The sequence below is a fragment of the Bacillus ectoiniformans genome (genome assembly GCF_016908875.1).
In the GTDB taxonomy this organism is placed as follows: domain Bacteria; phylum Bacillota; class Bacilli; order Bacillales; family Domibacillaceae; genus Bacillus_BX; species Bacillus_BX ectoiniformans.
Map to the genome: position 1 here is coordinate 180,269 of NZ_JAFBES010000003.1, position 17,486 is coordinate 197,754.

The 17,486-nt window shown below is 40.9% G+C and carries 17 protein-coding genes; 10 read left to right on the forward strand and 7 right to left on the reverse strand.

Going from position 1 to position 17,486, the window contains the following annotated elements:
- The first annotated feature begins 71 nt into the window (after positions 1-71).
- On the forward strand, positions 72-1,127 hold the full coding sequence (locus JOC78_RS06040) for a hypothetical protein (protein ID WP_204553603.1): 1,056 nt from the start codon (positions 72-74) through the stop codon (positions 1,125-1,127).
- A 114-nt stretch (positions 1,128-1,241) separates the two neighbouring features.
- Here the strand turns inward: JOC78_RS06040 and JOC78_RS06045 are convergent, their stop codons facing one another.
- Positions 1,242-2,060 (reverse strand): alpha/beta fold hydrolase, encoded by an 819-nt coding sequence (locus tag JOC78_RS06045; protein ID WP_204553604.1) that lies wholly within the window; start codon positions 2,058-2,060, stop codon positions 1,242-1,244.
- A 62-nt stretch (positions 2,061-2,122) separates the two neighbouring features.
- Positions 2,123-3,781: an L-lactate permease gene (locus JOC78_RS06050; RefSeq protein ID WP_204553605.1), complete on the reverse strand. Its 1,659-nt coding sequence runs from the start codon at positions 3,779-3,781 to the stop codon at positions 2,123-2,125.
- Positions 3,782-4,015: 234 nt separating this feature from the next.
- Here JOC78_RS06050 and JOC78_RS06055 point away from each other — a divergent pair, with 234 nt between their 5' ends.
- Positions 4,016-4,168, forward strand: a complete 153-nt coding sequence (locus JOC78_RS06055; RefSeq protein ID WP_204553606.1) for a hypothetical protein — start codon at positions 4,016-4,018, stop codon at positions 4,166-4,168.
- Between the two features lie 34 nt (positions 4,169-4,202).
- Here JOC78_RS06055 and JOC78_RS06060 read toward each other — a convergent pair whose 3' ends face one another.
- Positions 4,203-5,282: an AI-2E family transporter gene (locus tag JOC78_RS06060; protein WP_204553607.1), complete on the reverse strand. Its 1,080-nt coding sequence runs from the start codon at positions 5,280-5,282 to the stop codon at positions 4,203-4,205.
- 154 nt (positions 5,283-5,436) lie between these two features.
- Positions 5,437-6,789 (reverse strand): YjiH family protein, encoded by a 1,353-nt coding sequence (locus tag JOC78_RS06065; protein ID WP_204553608.1) that lies wholly within the window; start codon positions 6,787-6,789, stop codon positions 5,437-5,439.
- A gap of 305 nt (positions 6,790-7,094) precedes the next feature.
- On the opposite strand from JOC78_RS06065, the gene JOC78_RS06070 reads away from it, so the two are divergent.
- From JOC78_RS06070 to ilvA, 5 genes are all read left to right on the forward strand, one after another.
- Positions 7,095-8,159 carry a GGDEF domain-containing protein gene (locus tag JOC78_RS06070; protein WP_204553609.1) on the forward strand — a complete coding sequence of 355 codons (1,065 nt, stop codon included), beginning with the start codon at positions 7,095-7,097 and terminating at the stop codon, positions 8,157-8,159.
- Positions 8,160-8,331: 172 nt separating this feature from the next.
- On the forward strand, positions 8,332-9,216 hold the full coding sequence (locus JOC78_RS06075) for a Cof-type HAD-IIB family hydrolase (RefSeq protein WP_204553610.1): 885 nt from the start codon (positions 8,332-8,334) through the stop codon (positions 9,214-9,216).
- Positions 9,217-9,325: 109 nt separating this feature from the next.
- Positions 9,326-10,024, forward strand: coding sequence for a hypothetical protein (locus JOC78_RS06080; RefSeq protein WP_204553611.1), 699 nt, complete (start codon positions 9,326-9,328; stop codon positions 10,022-10,024).
- A 53-nt stretch (positions 10,025-10,077) separates the two neighbouring features.
- Positions 10,078-11,751 carry an alpha,alpha-phosphotrehalase gene (locus tag JOC78_RS06085; RefSeq protein WP_338023174.1) on the forward strand — a complete coding sequence of 558 codons (1,674 nt, stop codon included), beginning with the start codon at positions 10,078-10,080 and terminating at the stop codon, positions 11,749-11,751.
- Between the two features lie 198 nt (positions 11,752-11,949).
- Complete coding sequence (gene ilvA, locus JOC78_RS06090) at positions 11,950-13,212, forward strand: threonine ammonia-lyase IlvA (RefSeq protein ID WP_204553776.1); 1,263 nt, start codon at positions 11,950-11,952, stop codon at positions 13,210-13,212.
- Between the two features lie 37 nt (positions 13,213-13,249).
- Here the strand turns inward: ilvA and bshB2 are convergent, their stop codons facing one another.
- The 3 genes from bshB2 to pdxK form a co-directional block, all read right to left on the reverse strand.
- A complete protein-coding gene (bshB2, locus tag JOC78_RS06095; protein ID WP_204553612.1) occupies positions 13,250-13,933 on the reverse strand; it encodes a bacillithiol biosynthesis deacetylase BshB2 in 684 nt (227 codons plus the stop codon).
- A gap of 25 nt (positions 13,934-13,958) precedes the next feature.
- Positions 13,959-14,306, reverse strand: a complete 348-nt coding sequence (locus JOC78_RS06100; protein ID WP_204553613.1) for a YojF family protein — start codon at positions 14,304-14,306, stop codon at positions 13,959-13,961.
- Between the two features lie 109 nt (positions 14,307-14,415).
- Positions 14,416-15,225, reverse strand: coding sequence for a pyridoxine/pyridoxal/pyridoxamine kinase (pdxK, locus tag JOC78_RS06105; protein ID WP_204553614.1), 810 nt, complete (start codon positions 15,223-15,225; stop codon positions 14,416-14,418).
- A gap of 221 nt (positions 15,226-15,446) precedes the next feature.
- Between pdxK and JOC78_RS06110 the strand changes: the two genes are divergently transcribed.
- From JOC78_RS06110 to JOC78_RS06120, 3 genes are all read left to right on the forward strand, one after another.
- The gene (locus JOC78_RS06110; RefSeq protein ID WP_204553615.1) at positions 15,447-16,130 is read left to right on the forward strand and encodes a uracil-DNA glycosylase; all 684 of its coding nucleotides are present in this window, start codon (positions 15,447-15,449) and stop codon (positions 16,128-16,130) included.
- Between the two features lie 152 nt (positions 16,131-16,282).
- Positions 16,283-16,462 carry a uracil-DNA glycosylase gene (locus JOC78_RS06115; RefSeq protein ID WP_204553616.1) on the forward strand — a complete coding sequence of 60 codons (180 nt, stop codon included), beginning with the start codon at positions 16,283-16,285 and terminating at the stop codon, positions 16,460-16,462.
- 3 nt (positions 16,463-16,465) lie between these two features.
- Positions 16,466-17,479, forward strand: coding sequence for a potassium channel family protein (locus JOC78_RS06120; RefSeq protein ID WP_239587026.1), 1,014 nt, complete (start codon positions 16,466-16,468; stop codon positions 17,477-17,479).
- Positions 17,480-17,486: the final 7 nt, after the last annotated feature.

Consider the following 17,486-nt stretch of genomic DNA (forward strand, 5'->3'; position numbering starts at 1 on the left):
AAAATGTTCATGTTTTTTCAGCATAAAGCATATAGATAAGGGATGGAAAAAAAGGATAAAGAGGTGTGAGCATGAGCAGTAAAACCATACGATATTTCACAAAAGGAAACACGGCTAAAGGTTATTACAGTTTGCTTGACACGAACTTAAAGGATATGGAGCGGCTGTTTATTTTAAAAGGCGGCACGAGCTCAGAGAATTTAACTTGTATGCAGCAGCTAGAACAGCATTTATTAAAAGCAGGGGAACGGGCAGAGTTCATTCATTGTTTAACTGCTCCTGAGCAGCCCGAGGGCATTGTCCTGCCAGAGAAAAGAACGGCTATTGTGATTGAATCCACGCTTGGCGCCACTAATCCTTCTTCGATAGCCAAAGATGTTCAATTCATTACATTAGAAGATCGTGCATCCAAGCAAGAGACGCCTTTGCAAGCGGAGCGGTATGAGATCGCCCATAAAAATGCCTATGCTTGTTTTCAGCAGGCGCTCGCTGTTCATGATGAGTGGGAACATATATATATCAGCCACTTAAATAAGGAAAAAGCGAATGAGCTCGCAGATACAACCATTCAGCAGCTATTTGGGGAAAAAGAGGCTAAAAAGAAAGCCACGGTTAAGCGTCGGTTCTTAGGGGCGGCTACCTTTAAAGGGGCAGTTGATTTTGTGCCGGAATTAACGGAGGGCTTATCGGCCAGATATTTTATTAAAGGTCGTCCCGGAACAGGAAAATCAACCATGATGAAAAAAATCGCAGCAAAAGCCGAAGAAAAAGGATTTGACACAGAAATATATCATTGCGGATTAGATCCTGACAGTTTAGATATGATTATAGTCCGCGAACTTGGATTTGCGATTTTTGACAGCACGGCTCCGCATGAATATTTCCCTGAAGGTCCGAATGATCACCTCATAGATGTCTATCAAGAAGCGGTGGTAAGCGGCACAGATGAGAAATTTGAAGTGGAGCTGAATGAGATCTCTGGGCGCTACCGGGAATGGATGAAAAAAGGGACGGCTTTTCTTGAAGAAGGCAAACGCTCTCGAGAAGAGGCCGAGGAACTTCAAGGGAAAGAGATCAACCCATCCGTTATTGAGCAGATATGCAAAGAAATCCTTCACAGGCTTTAAATAAGTATATTTCCAGGGAAATATACATGATTTTGTCGAATGATTGTATCTTACGCTGGTTATAGTCATTACACATAAGAAACGCTCCCGAACAGTGTATTCGGGAGCGTTTCGTTAATTATTCCATAAAAAGTTTCCAACAAGCCGATCAACTTTTACACTCTCATGTAATCCGCTATGCGAAATGCTGCGGTCGTCAATGATCGTTTCTTTATAATTAGAGGCAGGAACAATCTTTTCTAATGCCTGTGCGCTTTTTACCGTCACTAGTTGGTCTCCGGTGCCGGCAATGGCATATACTTCAACTTCTGTTGGAAAATCCTTGCGATGTTTATATAAATCTTGCAAGGCTTTTGAGTTTGGCATTAGGTCGTACTTTGCCTCTCCGTTATTTTTTTCAAGATATTGTCGATTCTTCAAGCCGTTAAACGGGCTGCCGATGGCAATGAACTTCTTCACTTTTGGGTAGGAAGAGTCCTTTGAGTAATCTTCCAAATATTTAGTTGTAATTAAGCCTCCCATAGAATGACTGACAATATTCATCTGGCCAATATCATATTTTTCCTTTAAGACATACATGACTTTTGACAGCCAATAAGAGGTGTCCTTAAAGCTTGCCCGATTGCTTTCAAAGTGCACTTGAATAAAAACATTATCATTCGCATCATACGAAGAAGGCTCTGTGACTAAAACATTCCCTTCCTTCGTTACTCGGCAGATTAAGCTCTTTTTCCCCCAGCCATATTCATGTTCAAAACGGTAAAGCATGCTTTGAAAAGAATGGAGAGTTCCTTTATATCCGTGTACAAAGACAGTGGCTGTATGCTCCGAATCGTTATTTTGCGACCGTGCAGAATCGCTGCGAGACAATAGATAATAGCTGAAAGAAATCAGAACAATAATGAAAACGGCCATAATTGAATTTTTTTTCAACGAAAAAATCTCCTTTGTCCATCTAAGTTGTTATTCTCATGTTGCAGGCAGCAGAGCGAATTTTATAGAAAGAAAGCTACACTTATACCTATTAAACCAGCGGTAAGCACGTAAAAAAGCATGGGAATCATCGTCATTCGAATGATTGCTCCTTCCTTGCCGACTAGACCTACGACAGAAGCGGCTGCTACTACATTTAATACACAAATCATATTGCCGGCGTTAGATCCAAGCACCTGCAGCGCTAGGATGAGTTCGGGATTCATGTCTAATTGGGCGGCAGCGCTAAATTGAAACAGTGAAAACATCATATTGCTGAATGTGGCACTTCCAGAAATAAATGATCCAAGCGATCCAATGAGAGGAGCGACAATTGGCCATCCATTTCCAACTGAATTAGATATAAGAGAAGCCAGCTCCAAAGGCATACTCAGCAAATCAGCTTGGTTCACTCCAGAATTAATGAAGATTCTGACCATTGGAACAGCTGAACCTAGAGCGATGGCGCTGCCAACGAGCGTGCGAGCCGACGTCTGCAGGGTTTCGCTCATTTCATTCCACTTCATTTTATGAATGAAAAACGTAATCAATACCACCGCAATAAATACTGTACCCGGAAGATACAGGGGTTCAAACGAGGTACTTATTGGTGTATTTAAAATGTTGCTCCAGCCAACCTTGACAGACTGCAAAGCAGATTTAAATGGAAGTACATTTAAACGGGTTAAAATAAGAAAGACAGCTACTAATACATATGGCACCCAAGCCAGCCACAAAGGAAGCGGCTGTTTCTGCAAGGAAGATTCATTTGCCTTGCTTGCCTTTTCTTCTGACTCAAAGCCCCACGCAGCTTCAGGAAGCAAGAAGCCTTTTTTAGCCGCAGGTACAACAATAGCTAGGCCGACCAGTCCACCTATGATAGATGGAAATTCTGGACCAAGCAGATTGGCTACGATAAAAGCAGGAACGGTAAAGCTTAATCCAGCAAAAAGGGCAAATTTCCATAAAGCTAAGCCTTCTTTCCATGAACGATTCTTGCCAAAGAAACGAGTCAGCATGGAAATCAGGATCAGAGGAATAAAGGTTCCAATGAATAAATCGATGGTTGATGCTTGAACCGCGACACCTTGCAGGTATTGTTCAAGTGTTTGATTCTGTGCAGAGAGAACAGGAGCCACTTCTTTCGCAATGGAACTGCCCTGCTGAAGCCCTTGATCAACACCGACTATGATGGGGGTTCCAACGGCTCCAAAAGAAACGGAGCTGCTATCCGCAATTAAAGCAAGTGAAACGGCAGCGAGTGGTGGAAATCCTAGTGCCACTAGCAAAGGGGCACCTATGGCGGCAGGAGTTCCAAATCCGGCGGCGCCTTCAATAAATGAACCGAATAGCCAAGCGATGATAATTAATTGAACCCTTCGGTCGGGAGAGATACCGATAAAGCCTTTCCGTATCGAGTCCAGCGCACCGCTTTTTGTCAATGTATTCAGTAATAATATCGCGCCAAATACGATCCAAAGAATGGATACGGCGATGATCATCCCTTCAATAGTAGCCGCTGCAATATGAGTAGCCGGCACTTGCCAAATGAAGTAGGCGAGAAGGGCTGAAGCGATAAGACTAAGCGGCATCGCCTTTGCAGCGGGAAGTCTTAATAATACGAGTAAAATGAAAACAGCTAAAACGGGCATAGCTGCCGTTATGATCTGAAGCACATTCATATTTTTTCCTCCTTGTCTTGCAGATATGCTCAAAGATATCATTTAAACAGGTGAATAATTTTTCCAAAACGTGAAAGGTCTAACATCATACTTCTTCATTATACTAAAATACTTTTAGAGCTAAAGAGCTATCCTCCCGATTTTTATGAAATATTTAAGAAGGAAACCTAGCAAGTTATACCCTTTACCGATAAAATTAATTAATAGAAAAATCAAAAAATTAGGAGGTTGAATATGAGGGAATTCGTTGGAAAATGTGAAAAATGCCAGAAAGATATTTATTGTTTAGATGGGTTTTTAAATGGAATGAAGATAGAGGGAGCACTGCTCTGTTTTGAATGTGGAGAGGAGAAGAGTGATTTTAAAAAAACCCCCTCACAATCCTAAAAAGGTCTGAGAGGGAGTGAATGATAAAGGCCTGTTAGACTTCTTTTGTAGCCATGTCTCTGATTTCTTTACGCTTATGATACAAATTAGTCGCAATCGTTTTGATTACGGCATAGGTTGGGATGGCTAAGATAATTCCCCAGATACCGGCGATGTTTCCGGCAGCTAAAATAAGGGTGATCACTGTTAATGGGTGAATATCTAGCGCTTTTCCCATGACATTAGGTGAAATTAAGTTCGATTCTACTTGCTGCGCGACTAGCATAATAATGGCCACATAGATGACCATTTGCGGATCTTGAGTCCAGGCAACGAATATCGCTGGAATGACGGCAAGGTAAGGGCCGAGAAAGGGAATGACATTCGTCACCATGCCGACGATCGCTAAGATCAGAGAATAGTCGAGACCAATGATTAAATATCCGATTAGAAGCATGACACCAACCAGGAAGCTGACTAGCAATTGTCCTTGTACATAAGACTTTAAGGTTTCATCAAGGTCCTTCAAGGTTTTTCTTACCCATGCTTTGCGGTCTCCCGAGAAAAACCCTGCTATAAATGGAGCGAATGCTTCTCTGTCTTTCAACATATAAAATAAAAAGAAAGGAACTAATACAACTAGGATCACTGCTTGGAGCAGCCCTTGCAGAAAGGTGATGAGCCATGTGCCAAGTGACATGGCATAGCTCTCAATTTGACCAGCCGCATCTTCTAATGATTCAATGGCGAACTTTGGCAGTCTTTCTTTTTGGGAAATTAAGTAATCAATTCCTTCTTCCGCTGTTTTCGTCATCTGCGGAACATTCTTTACAAGCTTGGATACCTGATTGTTAAAAATAGGTCCGACAATGGCATAAATAATCCAAAAGGTTAGGCCTAAAAGTATAAATACAGATAAAATGGCGGCCCAGCGCGGCAATTTTTTGTCTTCAAGCCAATTGACTAAAGGACGGGTTAAATAGAACAGAACGCCTGCGAAGATAAGCGGCAAAAAAACGGTTTTAGCCACGATATACAAAGGACTGAAAACGTCGCGTATATCTCTAAAAAGCATAATAATTAACAAGAAAAGTATGATGGCAATTCCTGTTTGAAACCAGGTTTTATTGGTCACGTTAACAAACACTTCCTTTCGATGTGATCTTTCATTCTAGTATACTAATGATTTTTACTTTTTGCTTTATTCAAGCCTTTTACTTAGTTGAAAAAAGCAAAGAACCTGTCCTAAATGAATCAGACAGGTTCTTAAATATGCGCCCATCTCGTGATTAGAAAATTAAATGAGCGGCGGCAGCGATGATAGGTAATGTAATAAGGGTTCTTAATAAGAAAATAATAATTAGGTCTTTTAAGTTAACGGGAATCTTTGAACCGAGCAATAGACCGCCCATTTCGGACATATAAACCAATTGTGAGACAGATAAACAAGCGATAACAAAGCGTGTTAATTCACTTTCAATATCCGCTCCGATGATGGCCGGCAAGAACATATCGGCAAAGCCAACCATGATGGTTTCTGATGCGGCAGCTGCTGATGGAATTTGCAATAGCTCTAATAAAGGAATGAAGGGAACACCTAACCATTGGAAAACAGGTGTATATTCCGCAATAACTAAAGCAATCGTTCCAAGCGCCATGACAACAGGTGCTACACCAAGCCACATATCAAAAACGTTTCTGAAGCTATCTGAAACAACTTCTGAGGGTTTATTTTTCTTCGCTTGCACAACAGCTTGTTCAAACCCATAAGAAATAGGTGAATAGCCAGATGGAATGCTTTCTTCATCGCCCTTTCTCTCGTCATCATTAATAAAGGTATCTCCTTTGTTAGCTAAAGGATAAATGCGAGGCAAGATCAAGGCGGCTATAATTCCAGAAACAATGACAGTTACGTAAAACGGGATAAAGTAACGCTCAAGTCCTACTTGAGAAATCACGACTAAACAGAAGGTAACAGAAACCACAGAAAAGGCAGTACCCACAATAGACGCTTCTTTTTTCGTATAATAGCCTTGTTCGTACTGTTTGCTCGTCAATAAAACGCCAATCGTTCCATCACCTAACCATGAAGCTAAACAATCGACAGATGAACGGCCAGGAAGCTTAAACAGCGGTCGCATAATTTTCGTTAAAGAATAACCAACGAATTCAAGTAAACCAAAGTTCAATAGTAATGGAAGAAGAAGTCCAGCAAATAAAAATGTAGAAAACAAAATGGCCAGTAAGTCATTTAAAAGCAGCCCGCCAGTAACATCTGAATGAATGATTTCTGGTCCGACTTGATACAAAGCCATAAAGGCAAAAATAGCACCAATGACACGAATCACTGCCCAAACAGTTGATATATCGAACAATGTCGCTAAGAAAGCCGATTTTCTAACGAAAGCCGGGCGGAAAAGCTTAACAATGACTGTACCTAAAGCCGCAGCAATGATTAAATACGTCATGATGGCAGGAATATAATCACCGATCCATCCCTGTAAAGAATCTGATAGCAGGGCAATCGGAATGGTTACCCCGTCTTCAGTTGGAAGCGGCACCATGAAAAAAGCTAATCCTATTAATGAAGGAATAATAAACAATAATATAGAAGATAAAGAAAATTTATTGGCAGATTGCATATTGTGACGTCCTCTCGTTGTATGTTTGTATAATTATTAATGATTATTCATTTTAATTCATTTGCGCATAAAAATCTATGGTCTTTCTTGTTTTCATAATATATAAATAATTTGTAGTTTTCACTTGAATATATCACATGAAAGTCAACATGAAAAGTAGTTTTGTCACAATATTGACAAGAAATTATTTGGTTTTGAAAAGTTCAAATACAGCAAAGAAGAATTAGCCAATAATTGTCTTATAATAGGTAATAAAGACCATAATTGGAACGGTTTAAAGGATTAAGATTTGGGAGTGGACAGGATTGATACAAACTTTATTTTTGAATATTGCTGTACTTGCGTTTGGTGTATTCCTTGCTGGTATTATTTTGCAAAAAATGTCTGTGCCATCTTTGAAATCGACTCTAGTTATAGGAGTATTAGCTGGATTGCTTGGGTGGGAATTAATGCTTTTATCATTAAAGCTGGACTCACATACGGTGTCGGATATGAGACATATTGTGACAGTCGCAGCTGCTGTATACATCGGGCCGCTCGCAGGCCTTATTTCGGCTATTGTGATTGCGGCGGGAAGAATTATTTTATTTGAAATTTCACCGCAAGCTTTACTGGCCGCAGCTAATATGGTTCTAATAGGGATTATTTGCATGGCTGCTTCAAGATTAAAGTGGAGCAAAAGAGCCGTATTTATGCTATTTATTTTAATTGGGGAAGGTATTGTATGGATTTCGCTATACATTAATTTAGAAAATCACGCCGGTTATTTCACATTACTTGGCTTTCGTTTGTTTGTCTCTGTCATAGGAGGCTACTTTATATATAGGCTCATCGAATATGTAATTAAAACGAATTCTCTATTTATGCAAAATATGACTGACGCCAATACGGATCATTTAACAGCTTTAGGCAACCGTCGAAGCTTTGATAAAGAATTAAAGCTTCTATTTCAGCAATCAACTGATAAGAAGCCTGTTCCATTCTCGTTAGTCTTATTCGATATTGATCATTTTAAGAAGTTCAATGATCAGCATGGCCACGTAGCGGGGGATGAATTGCTCAGGTCACTAGGGAAAATTGTAGATGATGTTGTTGGTGATGCGGGCAGTGCTTACCGTTACGGCGGAGAAGAATTCTGTTTAATTATTAAACAGAAGGCTCATAAAGAAGCGGTGCTTATTGCAGAGAAGCTCAGAAATCGGATAGCGCGTTCTTCATTTACGGTCAACCAATTAAAAGTAAGAGTAACGGTTTCCATAGGTGTAGCCTCCTTTCCAGAGAAGGTTAGCCAGCCGGAAAGAGTGTTAACAGAAGCAGATCAGCTGCTTTATGCTGTGAAAGAAAGCGGAAGAAATCAAGTGGGGTATTAATGGCTGTATAAAATGGAAGGGCAGACGGTTCATCGTAACTGTTTGCTCTTTTTTATATAATTTCACCAGCTTGCGCATGATAATGACAACTCATAAGCGTATGAATGAAGAGATAAGAAAAAGCATGTTACAATATTTTCGTACAATAAATTCCAATATTGAAGGTGAAATCATGATTAAGTGTATAGCAACAGATATGGATGGTACTTTATTAAATGGAAAAATGGATGTCAGTGAGCAAAATCGAGAGGCTATAAAGAAGGCTCAGTCAGAAGGGGTCGAAGTCATTGTGGCCACAGGCCGTTCTTATTCAGAAGCGCGTTTTGCTTTAGACGAAGCAGATATTGATTGTCCAATTATTTGTGCGAATGGAGCGGAAGTGCGCGATGAGTTTGGAAATATAGTCAGCCAGGCTTATATGGAAAAAAGCCAAGTACATGACATTTATCAAATACTAAAAGAGATGAATCTTTATTACGAGCTTTATACCAATCAAGAAACATATACGGCGAATTATGAAGCGGCGTTAGATATAATGGTCGATGTTTATCTAACGGCACACACAGAAGTGCCGAGGGAAGAAATTCGAGAAGCAGCAAAAGAACGATTTACAAAAGGTCACGTTCACCTTGTAGACGACTATCAGCAAGTGATTGATGACGAATCACAATTCATCTATAAGTTTCTTGTGTTTTCTTTCGACAAAGATGAATTAGAAGAAACGGCTAGCCGTTTGAACAGAATTGCCCGTTTGACGGTAAGTTCTTCAGGGAGTGAAAATCTTGAACTGACTCATTGTGACGCGCAAAAAGGCATTGCTCTAGAGAGGTTCGTCGATAAGAAAGGCATCAAACTTGAGGAAACCATGGCCATTGGAGATAACTTTAATGATGTATCCATGCTAGAAAAAGTGGGTCGGTCTGTGGCAATGGGGAACGCTCTTCCTGAAATAAAAGCGATATGTGATTATGAAACGTCTTCAAATGATGAAGACGGCGTAGCAGAGGCTATTATCCAAGCACTAACCACTGACACGCGTACTATTGAAAAAAGATAGGAAAATAAGACATAAAGAGCGCTTTTTGCGTTCTTTTTATCATATATTTTGCCATGTTTTGATAGCTGCCGACAGGGAAAAGGTGAACAAAAAATGAAGGGAGAATTAAATGGAGCAGCTGTTTACTTTAGTGCTGGCGGTTGGATTTGCTATTATTCACTTCACCTCAAAATATATGAGATTTTTAGAAGTTGTGCCGCGAAGCCGATTTTTATCTGCGGCAGGAGGAATCGCCGTAGCATATGTTTTTCTTCATATACTCCCTGAGTTAAATGAGCATCAAGAACGAGTGGGACATGTGAGTCTATTTAAGAAAGAAATATATGTATTCGCGATGGTCAGTTTAGCCATATTTTATGGATTAGAAAAAATGGTCACAAGAGATAAGAGCCGGAATGTTTCTAAAGGCACATTCTGGGTTCATATGACTTCATTCACGATCTATAACGCATTAATTGGATATTTACTTGCACAAGGTGAATTTGAAGGGGTTAAAGGCTTGCTCTTTTATTTCATCGCAATGGCCGTTCATTTTATTGCCAATGATCATGGATTATATGAAACCCATAAGGAATCCTATAACAAACGGGGACGGTGGGTATTATCCGTCGCTATCCTCGCGGGCTGGTTTATAGGTGTTTCTACGAAGATCCATGAGAGCGCCGTTGCGTTTTTATTTGCCTTTATAGCAGGCGGCACGATCTTAAATGTTATGAAAGAGGAGCTCCCTGAAGAAAAAGAAAGTGATTTTCGGGCCTTTTTTGCAGGGCTTTTTATCTATTCCCTGTTGTTAACTGTGAAAGTCTAGATAAGAGGCAACTATATGAACACATAGAAAGATGGGAGAGGAGTGAAGTAGCAGTGAAATGGTGGGAGAAGGCAGTCATTTATCAAATTTACCCTAAAAGTTTTGCTGATGCGAATGGTGATGGCATAGGTGATCTAAAAGGTGTGCTCACGAAACTCGATTATTTATCTGAACTAGGAGTGGATGCAATATGGCTCACCCCGGTATATTGCTCTCCTCAGAGGGACAATGGCTATGACATCAGCGACTATATTCAAATAGATCCATTGTTTGGGACCATGGAGGATTTTGATCAATTGCTTTCGGCTGCCCATAAAAAAGGTATTAAAATCATTATGGATATTGTAGTTAACCATACTTCAGACGAGCATTCATGGTTTAAAAAAGCATTAGCCGATTCTGACAGTCCATATCGGGACTACTATATCTTTAAAGATGGAAAGGAAGGGGGAGCGCCGAATAACTGGACTTCCTTTTTTGGCGGAAGCGCTTGGAAACAAGCACCTGACGGACAATATTATCTGCATTTGTTTGACGAATCTCAGCCGGATTTAAATTGGGAGAACGAATCCTTACGACAAGAGTTGTATGAAATGATGCGCTATTGGCTTGAAAAAGGTGTCGATGGGTTTCGCTTAGATGTCATCAATCTTATTTCTAAAGAGCAATCTTTTGCAGATGATGCGTCAGACGCCACTTCGAAAGGAAAAAGTTCTTTCGTACATGGGCCGCGTCTTCATGAGTATTTAAGAGAAATGAATCATGAGGTATTTGCTCCTTATCAGGCAATGACTGTAGGAGAAATGATGTCCATGACACCTGAATTGGCTGTTGATTATACAAAGCAGGAGCATGAGGAGCTTGATATGGTATTTATGTTTAACCATATGCAGGTTGATCAAGAAGGAGAGAAATGGAACGTCAAGCCATTTGATTTTATTCAGCTGAAGACCATTTTGTCTGAGTGGCAAGTAAAGCTTCTAGAGCATGGCTGCTCGAATGCCTTATATTGGTCTAATCACGATCAGCCGCGCGTACTGTCAAGGTTCGGAGATGAAGGGGAGTGCCGGATTCAATCAGCCAAAATGCTCGCAACGGCTTTGCATATGCTGAGCGGAACGCCATATATTTATCAAGGCGAAGAAATCGGCATGACGAATGCCCATTTTGATTCACTTTCTGATTATCGTGATGTGGAAACATTCAATATATATGAGGAAAGAAAAGCGAAAGGAATGCCGCATGAAGCTATCATGAAAGGCATTAAGGCAATGTCCAGAGATAATAGCCGAACGCCTATGCAGTGGGATGATACGGAGCACGCGGGGTTCACAGCAGGCGATCCATGGATTCGTGCAATGGATAATTACCAGGAGATCAATGTAGAAAACGCATTAAACGATCCGGACAGTATCTTCTATCATTATCAGACATTAATTAGGCTGCGCAAAGAGCTTGAAGTCATTTCAACCGGGAACTACATTCCGCTTCATCTCGATCACCCTTCTGTTTGGGCCTATGCCCGGATAAACAGTAAAGAGGCAGTAGTGGTAGTGAACAATTTTTACAAGGAAGAAACAGATTTTATTATCCCGTTTGAGCTATTGCCAAAGTTGAAAAACCCGCAGATCATCCTATCTAATGAAAAACAATCGCCTCTCCCGGGTGAATCCGGAAAACTTCACTTAAAGCCGTATGAATCGATTGTTTATCAATACGAAAGGTAAAAGGATAGCTTGAACAATTTTAACTGAGAGAACAATGGCATTCGGTGACACTATTCCAGTCAAGCTCATACAATAGTACAAGAACTTTTGCAGGGCTTGAGCAAATAGCAGAATTTTTTATATATTTCGGCTTTTACCTATCTATGCAAGGGTTCATATGTTAAAATACTTTTTAAAACTTACACAAAGAAGGGGAAAATTGTGAGCAAAGCCTTAACGAAAGTAAAAGTTGAAGATATCGTGGTTGCGAACCAAACACTTAAAGATGTAGTGGTGAAAACACCGCTTCAAAAAAATGAATTACTATCAGCAAGATATCAATGCAATGTGTACTTAAAGAGAGAGGACTTACAGACGGTCCGCTCCTTTAAATTGCGTGGAGCTTATAATTTCATACATAGCCTCACAGAAGAAGAACGAGCGAAAGGGGTTGTGTGTGCCAGTGCAGGCAACCATGCGCAGGGTGTGGCTTATTCATGTAAACAGCTGAATATTAAAGGGAAAATCTTTATGCCATCCACAACTCCGAGACAAAAAGTGTCACAAGTGAAGCTTTTCGGCGGAGAGCATGTGCAAGTGGTGTTAACTGGTGATACATTTGATGATTCATATACAGCGGCGAATGAGTACTGCATAAATGAAGGCATGGTCTTCATCCATCCGTTTGATGATCGCCGCACGATTGCGGGCCAAGGAACCGTTGGTGTAGAAATTATGAATGATATGCATGACCCTGTAGACTATGTTTTCTGTTCAATTGGCGGAGGAGGACTGGCTGCAGGTGTCGGGTCGTATATTAAAAGCATCAGTGCCCAAACAAAGATTGTTGGTGTAGAGCCTGAAGGCGCGCCTGGCATGAAAACATCATTAGAAAACGACAAGGTGGTCAGATTAGACCGGATTGATCCGTTTGTTGATGGCGCGGCCGTGAAGCAGGTAGGCGACTTGACAATGGAAATCTGTAAAGAAGTTGTAGATGATATTGTCATCATTCCTGAAGGAAAAGTTTGTACAGCCATCTTGAATCTGTACAATGAAAATGCGGTGGTCGCAGAACCAGCAGGAGCGTTATCTATTGCAGCTCTAGATTTTTATAAGGATGAAATTAAAGGAAAGAATATCGTATGTATCGTTAGCGGCGGCAATAATGACATTGATCGTATGCAGGAAATTAAAGAGCGTTCACTGATCTATGAAGGATTGAAACATTACTTTATTGTTAACTTCCCTCAGCGAGCAGGTGCGCTTCGAGAGTTTATGCATGAAGTGCTCGGTGCGCAGGATGACATTACCCGCTTTGAGTATACAAAACGGACTAATCGAGACGAAGGACCGGTTCTCGTTGGAATTGAATTGAAGTATAAAGAAGATTATTTCCCACTAATTGAACGAATGAAGCAAAAAGGCTTCCCATATAAAGAAATTAACAATGATCCATTTTTATTCAATCTGTTAATTTAATCAAAAACGAGCTGCCTAATGATGGGCAGCTCGTTGTTTACTCTTTAAATGAATATGTCCAAAACCGTTCAAATTTAACTCGTTTGACGGTTTCTTCATCGTTTTTAGCCAATTGAGCTTCCATTTCTTTTAACAGCCAGATCGTTTGCGAAATATGAGCACGCATTGCATCCATCTTTTGATCAAAGACGTGACTGATATCGTACACAATATCCGGTTCCCCTAGTTTTTCGAGTGTATCATTAGAAAACGCAACTAGATGAAGTTTAGGGCGGTCGGCTTGATTCATTTGTTCAACAGCTCGAACCACAGCCCGTGCAGTGGCTTCGTGATCCGGGTGAACGGAAAAGCCTGGGTAAAAGGAAATGATCAGTGAGGGATTTAATTCATCGATCAAATCAGTAACGAGTTTGGTCATTTTTGCGTCATCTTCAAATTCTAATGTCTTATCCCGAAGACCCATCATTCTAAGATCAGTAATGTTTAAAGCCTCTGCTGCCTTTTGCAGTTCAACTTTCCTGATTTCAGGCAATGATTCGCGCGTGGCAAAAGGGGGATTGCCTAAATTTCTGCCCATTTCTCCGAGTGTTAAGCAGGCATATGTAACAGGTACATTCATGTTTGTATAAGTAGCAATCGTTCCTGACACCCCAAAAGCTTCATCATCCGGGTGCGGAAAGATCACCAGCACTTGGCGTTCTATTTCAATTTCCTTTAACATGTGAAGGGCTCCTTTCCTTTTTTGCTTATTTGAATGGTGTTTCTCCTATTTGAAGGGCTACAGCCAGCTTCCCATCAAAATCATGGCCAGCTAAAAGCATTCTTCCTTGTTCGTCATAGCCGAAATGGGTTAATCCCTCTGCATATACCCAGCCGATTTCAAGCTTTAAGCCTACTCGGTAGGGACCTTCACCGACGATCTTTCCATGTTCATATGCCAGCTTAGCGTTTCGAATATAGGCGCCAGCAGAGAAAAACTTTTCGTTAAAGTGAGAAGCGTAAGCACCATTTGTCGTTTCTAAATGGATATATACTTCTTTATTCGCGAAATCATCAATGGATTCTTGTACTTTTGAAACAATGATAGGCTCCATCATGTTCCTCCTTATAAGATTGGTATCCTTCATTTTACTAGAATCTTGAGGGGAAAGCGAAATTTGAGCTTGAAAAAAGAGGCCGTTTACAACAGCCTCTTCCTCAACATTATTTGTCCATTTTGTTGTAAGCGCCGTGCATAACGGGACCTACATATTGGTTTAATTTAAATCCGTGGCGGATCGCCGCATTCACGAATTCTTTGGCATTGGCTACAGCTTCATGAACAGGCTGTCCGTTTGCCAAGTTAGAAGTAATGGCAGCGGCGAATGTACAGCCTGCTCCATGATTATAAGTTGTTTCTACCTTTTCAGCTTCAAGAACAGCAAACTCTGAGCCATCGTAGAAAACATCAACAGCTTTCTCATGCTCTAGCTGCTTGCCGCCTTTAATCACCACGTTTTTTGCTCCGAGGTCATGGATTTTCTCCGCTGCTGCTTTCATATCCTCAATTGTGCGGATCGGCCCCACTCCAGATAACTGCCACGCTTCAAAAAGGTTCGGAGTGACAACTGCTGCAATCGGAAGCAAGAATTCGCGCATCGCATCCGTTGTTTCAGGATTTAATACTTCATCTTCCCCTTTACATACCATGACCGGGTCGATAACGACTTTATCGATGCCGTTTGCCTTGATATGCTTGGCTGCAAGTTCGATAATTTCAGGTGTAGCAAGCATTCCGGTTTTAAGTGCATCAATGCCAACAGACATCGCTGTTTTTAATTGTGCTTCCAACGTATCTAAAGAAAGCGGGTGCACACCATGATGCCAATGGTTATCGGGATCCATTGTAACGACCGTAGTTAATGCCGTCATACCGTATACACCATGCTCCTGGAATGTTTTTAGATCTGCTTGAATGCCGGCGCCTCCGCTCGTATCGGAACCGGCAATTGTTAATGTCTTTTTCATTGTCATGTTGTTAAACCCTCCTAAATTTCATCAACCAACATATTACGAAGAAGTATGAGGCTTCATTATTTAATATGTAATAATATTTTAAAAAATAAAACCATTTAACACAAGGAAGAAAGTTTCAGATTGGAAATTAGCAGGAATGCATTAAGTTCTTTAAAGGGAAAAGAATAGTGTCAAATGGGCGCCGTGGGGTATAACATAGACAGGTAAGGAGGGGTTATATGTCTAAAAAAATACTGACAAATGATTGGGCACCATTACTAGAGGAAGAATTTTCGAAGCCATATTATTTAAAGCTAAGGGAATTTTTAAAAGAAGAATATACAAATCATGTCATATATCCTGCGATGGATGACATATTTAATGCTTTACACTATACGCCTTATGAGGACGTGAAAGTAGTGATCTTAGGACAAGATCCTTATCATGGACCAGGTCAGGCCCACGGGTTTAGTTTTTCGGTGATGCCGGATGTTCCATTGCCGCCTTCATTAAGAAATATATTTAAGGAATTGCAAGCGGACGTTCAATGCGATATGCCGGCAAGCGGCAATTTGCTTCCTTGGGCCGAACAAGGTGTTTTGCTGCTTAATACGGTGCTGACAGTTCGGCAGGGAGAAGCGCATTCTCACCGCAGGAAAGGCTGGGAAACCTTTACCGATACAGTCATCCAAACGCTCAACGACAGAGAGAAACCTATTGTGTTCATTCTGTGGGGAAGACCTGCCCAAACCAAGCTCGCACTTATAGATGAGACAAAACATCGAGTGATTCAATCTGTGCATCCGAGTCCGCTTTCAGCTAGACGCGGCTTTTTTGGCAGCGCGCCATTTTCCCAAGCGAATGCATATTTAAAGGAAATAGGAGAGAAACCTGTCAAATGGTGTCGCCTTCTAAATGAATAATCAGCATATTCTGATGTTTCACGTGGAACATTGACAGCTATCGACACGGTTATATTGGCAGAACATATGGACTTAAAAGAAATACGTCATGAGAGATAATTTTTTGTTAAAATAAGAAGAAAAAGGTTGGGGGCACGTGAGGAGGGAATCAGTTGCAGCAGAAAGTCAATTGCTTTGAATGCAAAAACTTTTTTGTGACATGGGATCAGCGTAATCCGCGCGGCTGCAAAGCATATGGATTTAAGACAAAGCAGCTGCCGTCCATCGTTGTTCAGCAGGCATCAGGACACCCTTGCTATAAATTTTCTCCGAAACAGCCAAAAGGTAAATGAACCATGCCATTTAATATAAGAAAGAGATATGTTCATTTTATTAATAGCATCATTCTCATGTTATGTATGAATGTGATCGGAACCATTGGGTTTATGTACTTTGAGCAGCTATCTTTTTTTGATGCGCTCTGGCTGACAGTGATTACGGTGTTAACCGTCGGATATGGCGATACCATTCCAGTTACGGATGCGGGTAAATGGTTTGCTCTCATTATTATACCGGTCAGTGTTGGGGTGGTTTCCTATTCCATTGGTTCCATAGCTTCTTTAATCGTCGAAGGAGAATTGTCAACGTCAGTGAGGGTGAGGAAGATGAAGAAGAAAATTGATCGTCTTGAAAATCATGTCATTGTCTGCGGGCTGGGCCGTGTCGGTGAACAGGTCCTAGAACATACAAGGGAAAGAAAAGATATGCAAGCGGTGTTCATTGATAGAGATGAAGAGGCACTTGATAAATTTTTAAACAATGAAGAGTTATATATTGTCGGAGATGCGACGGAGGATTCTGTTCTAAAAGAAGCAGGGATTGATCGTGCCTCTGCTTTAGTTGCGACGCTACCAAGTGATTCTGATAATGTGTTTATTACGTTAACCGCCAAAGGTTTGAACCCGGATATTCAGATTATTGCCCGTACAGAAAGAGAAGCGACGGTTGCCAAGCTGAAAACAGCAGGTGCTTCCAGAGTCATTAATCCTTCTTTAATTGGCGGCAAGCAGATGGTGATGTCGATTTTAAAACCGTTAAGTGTCCAGTATATCGATATGGTGCTTTCTGCCGGACACCATGAATATGGCATTGAGGAGATCTTAGTGAAGGATGGATCGCTGCTCGCAGGCCGCTCATTAAAAGAATTAGATATACGCAATACATATAATGTGACAGTTGTGGCACTTTTAAGAGAAGATAACATGATGGGAACGCCTAAAGCAGATGACAGGTTCCTGGTTAATGATAAGATAATAGTGTTTGGTTCTGATGACGATCTTCTTCAATTTGAAAAAGAGATTACACGCTGACAGGAGG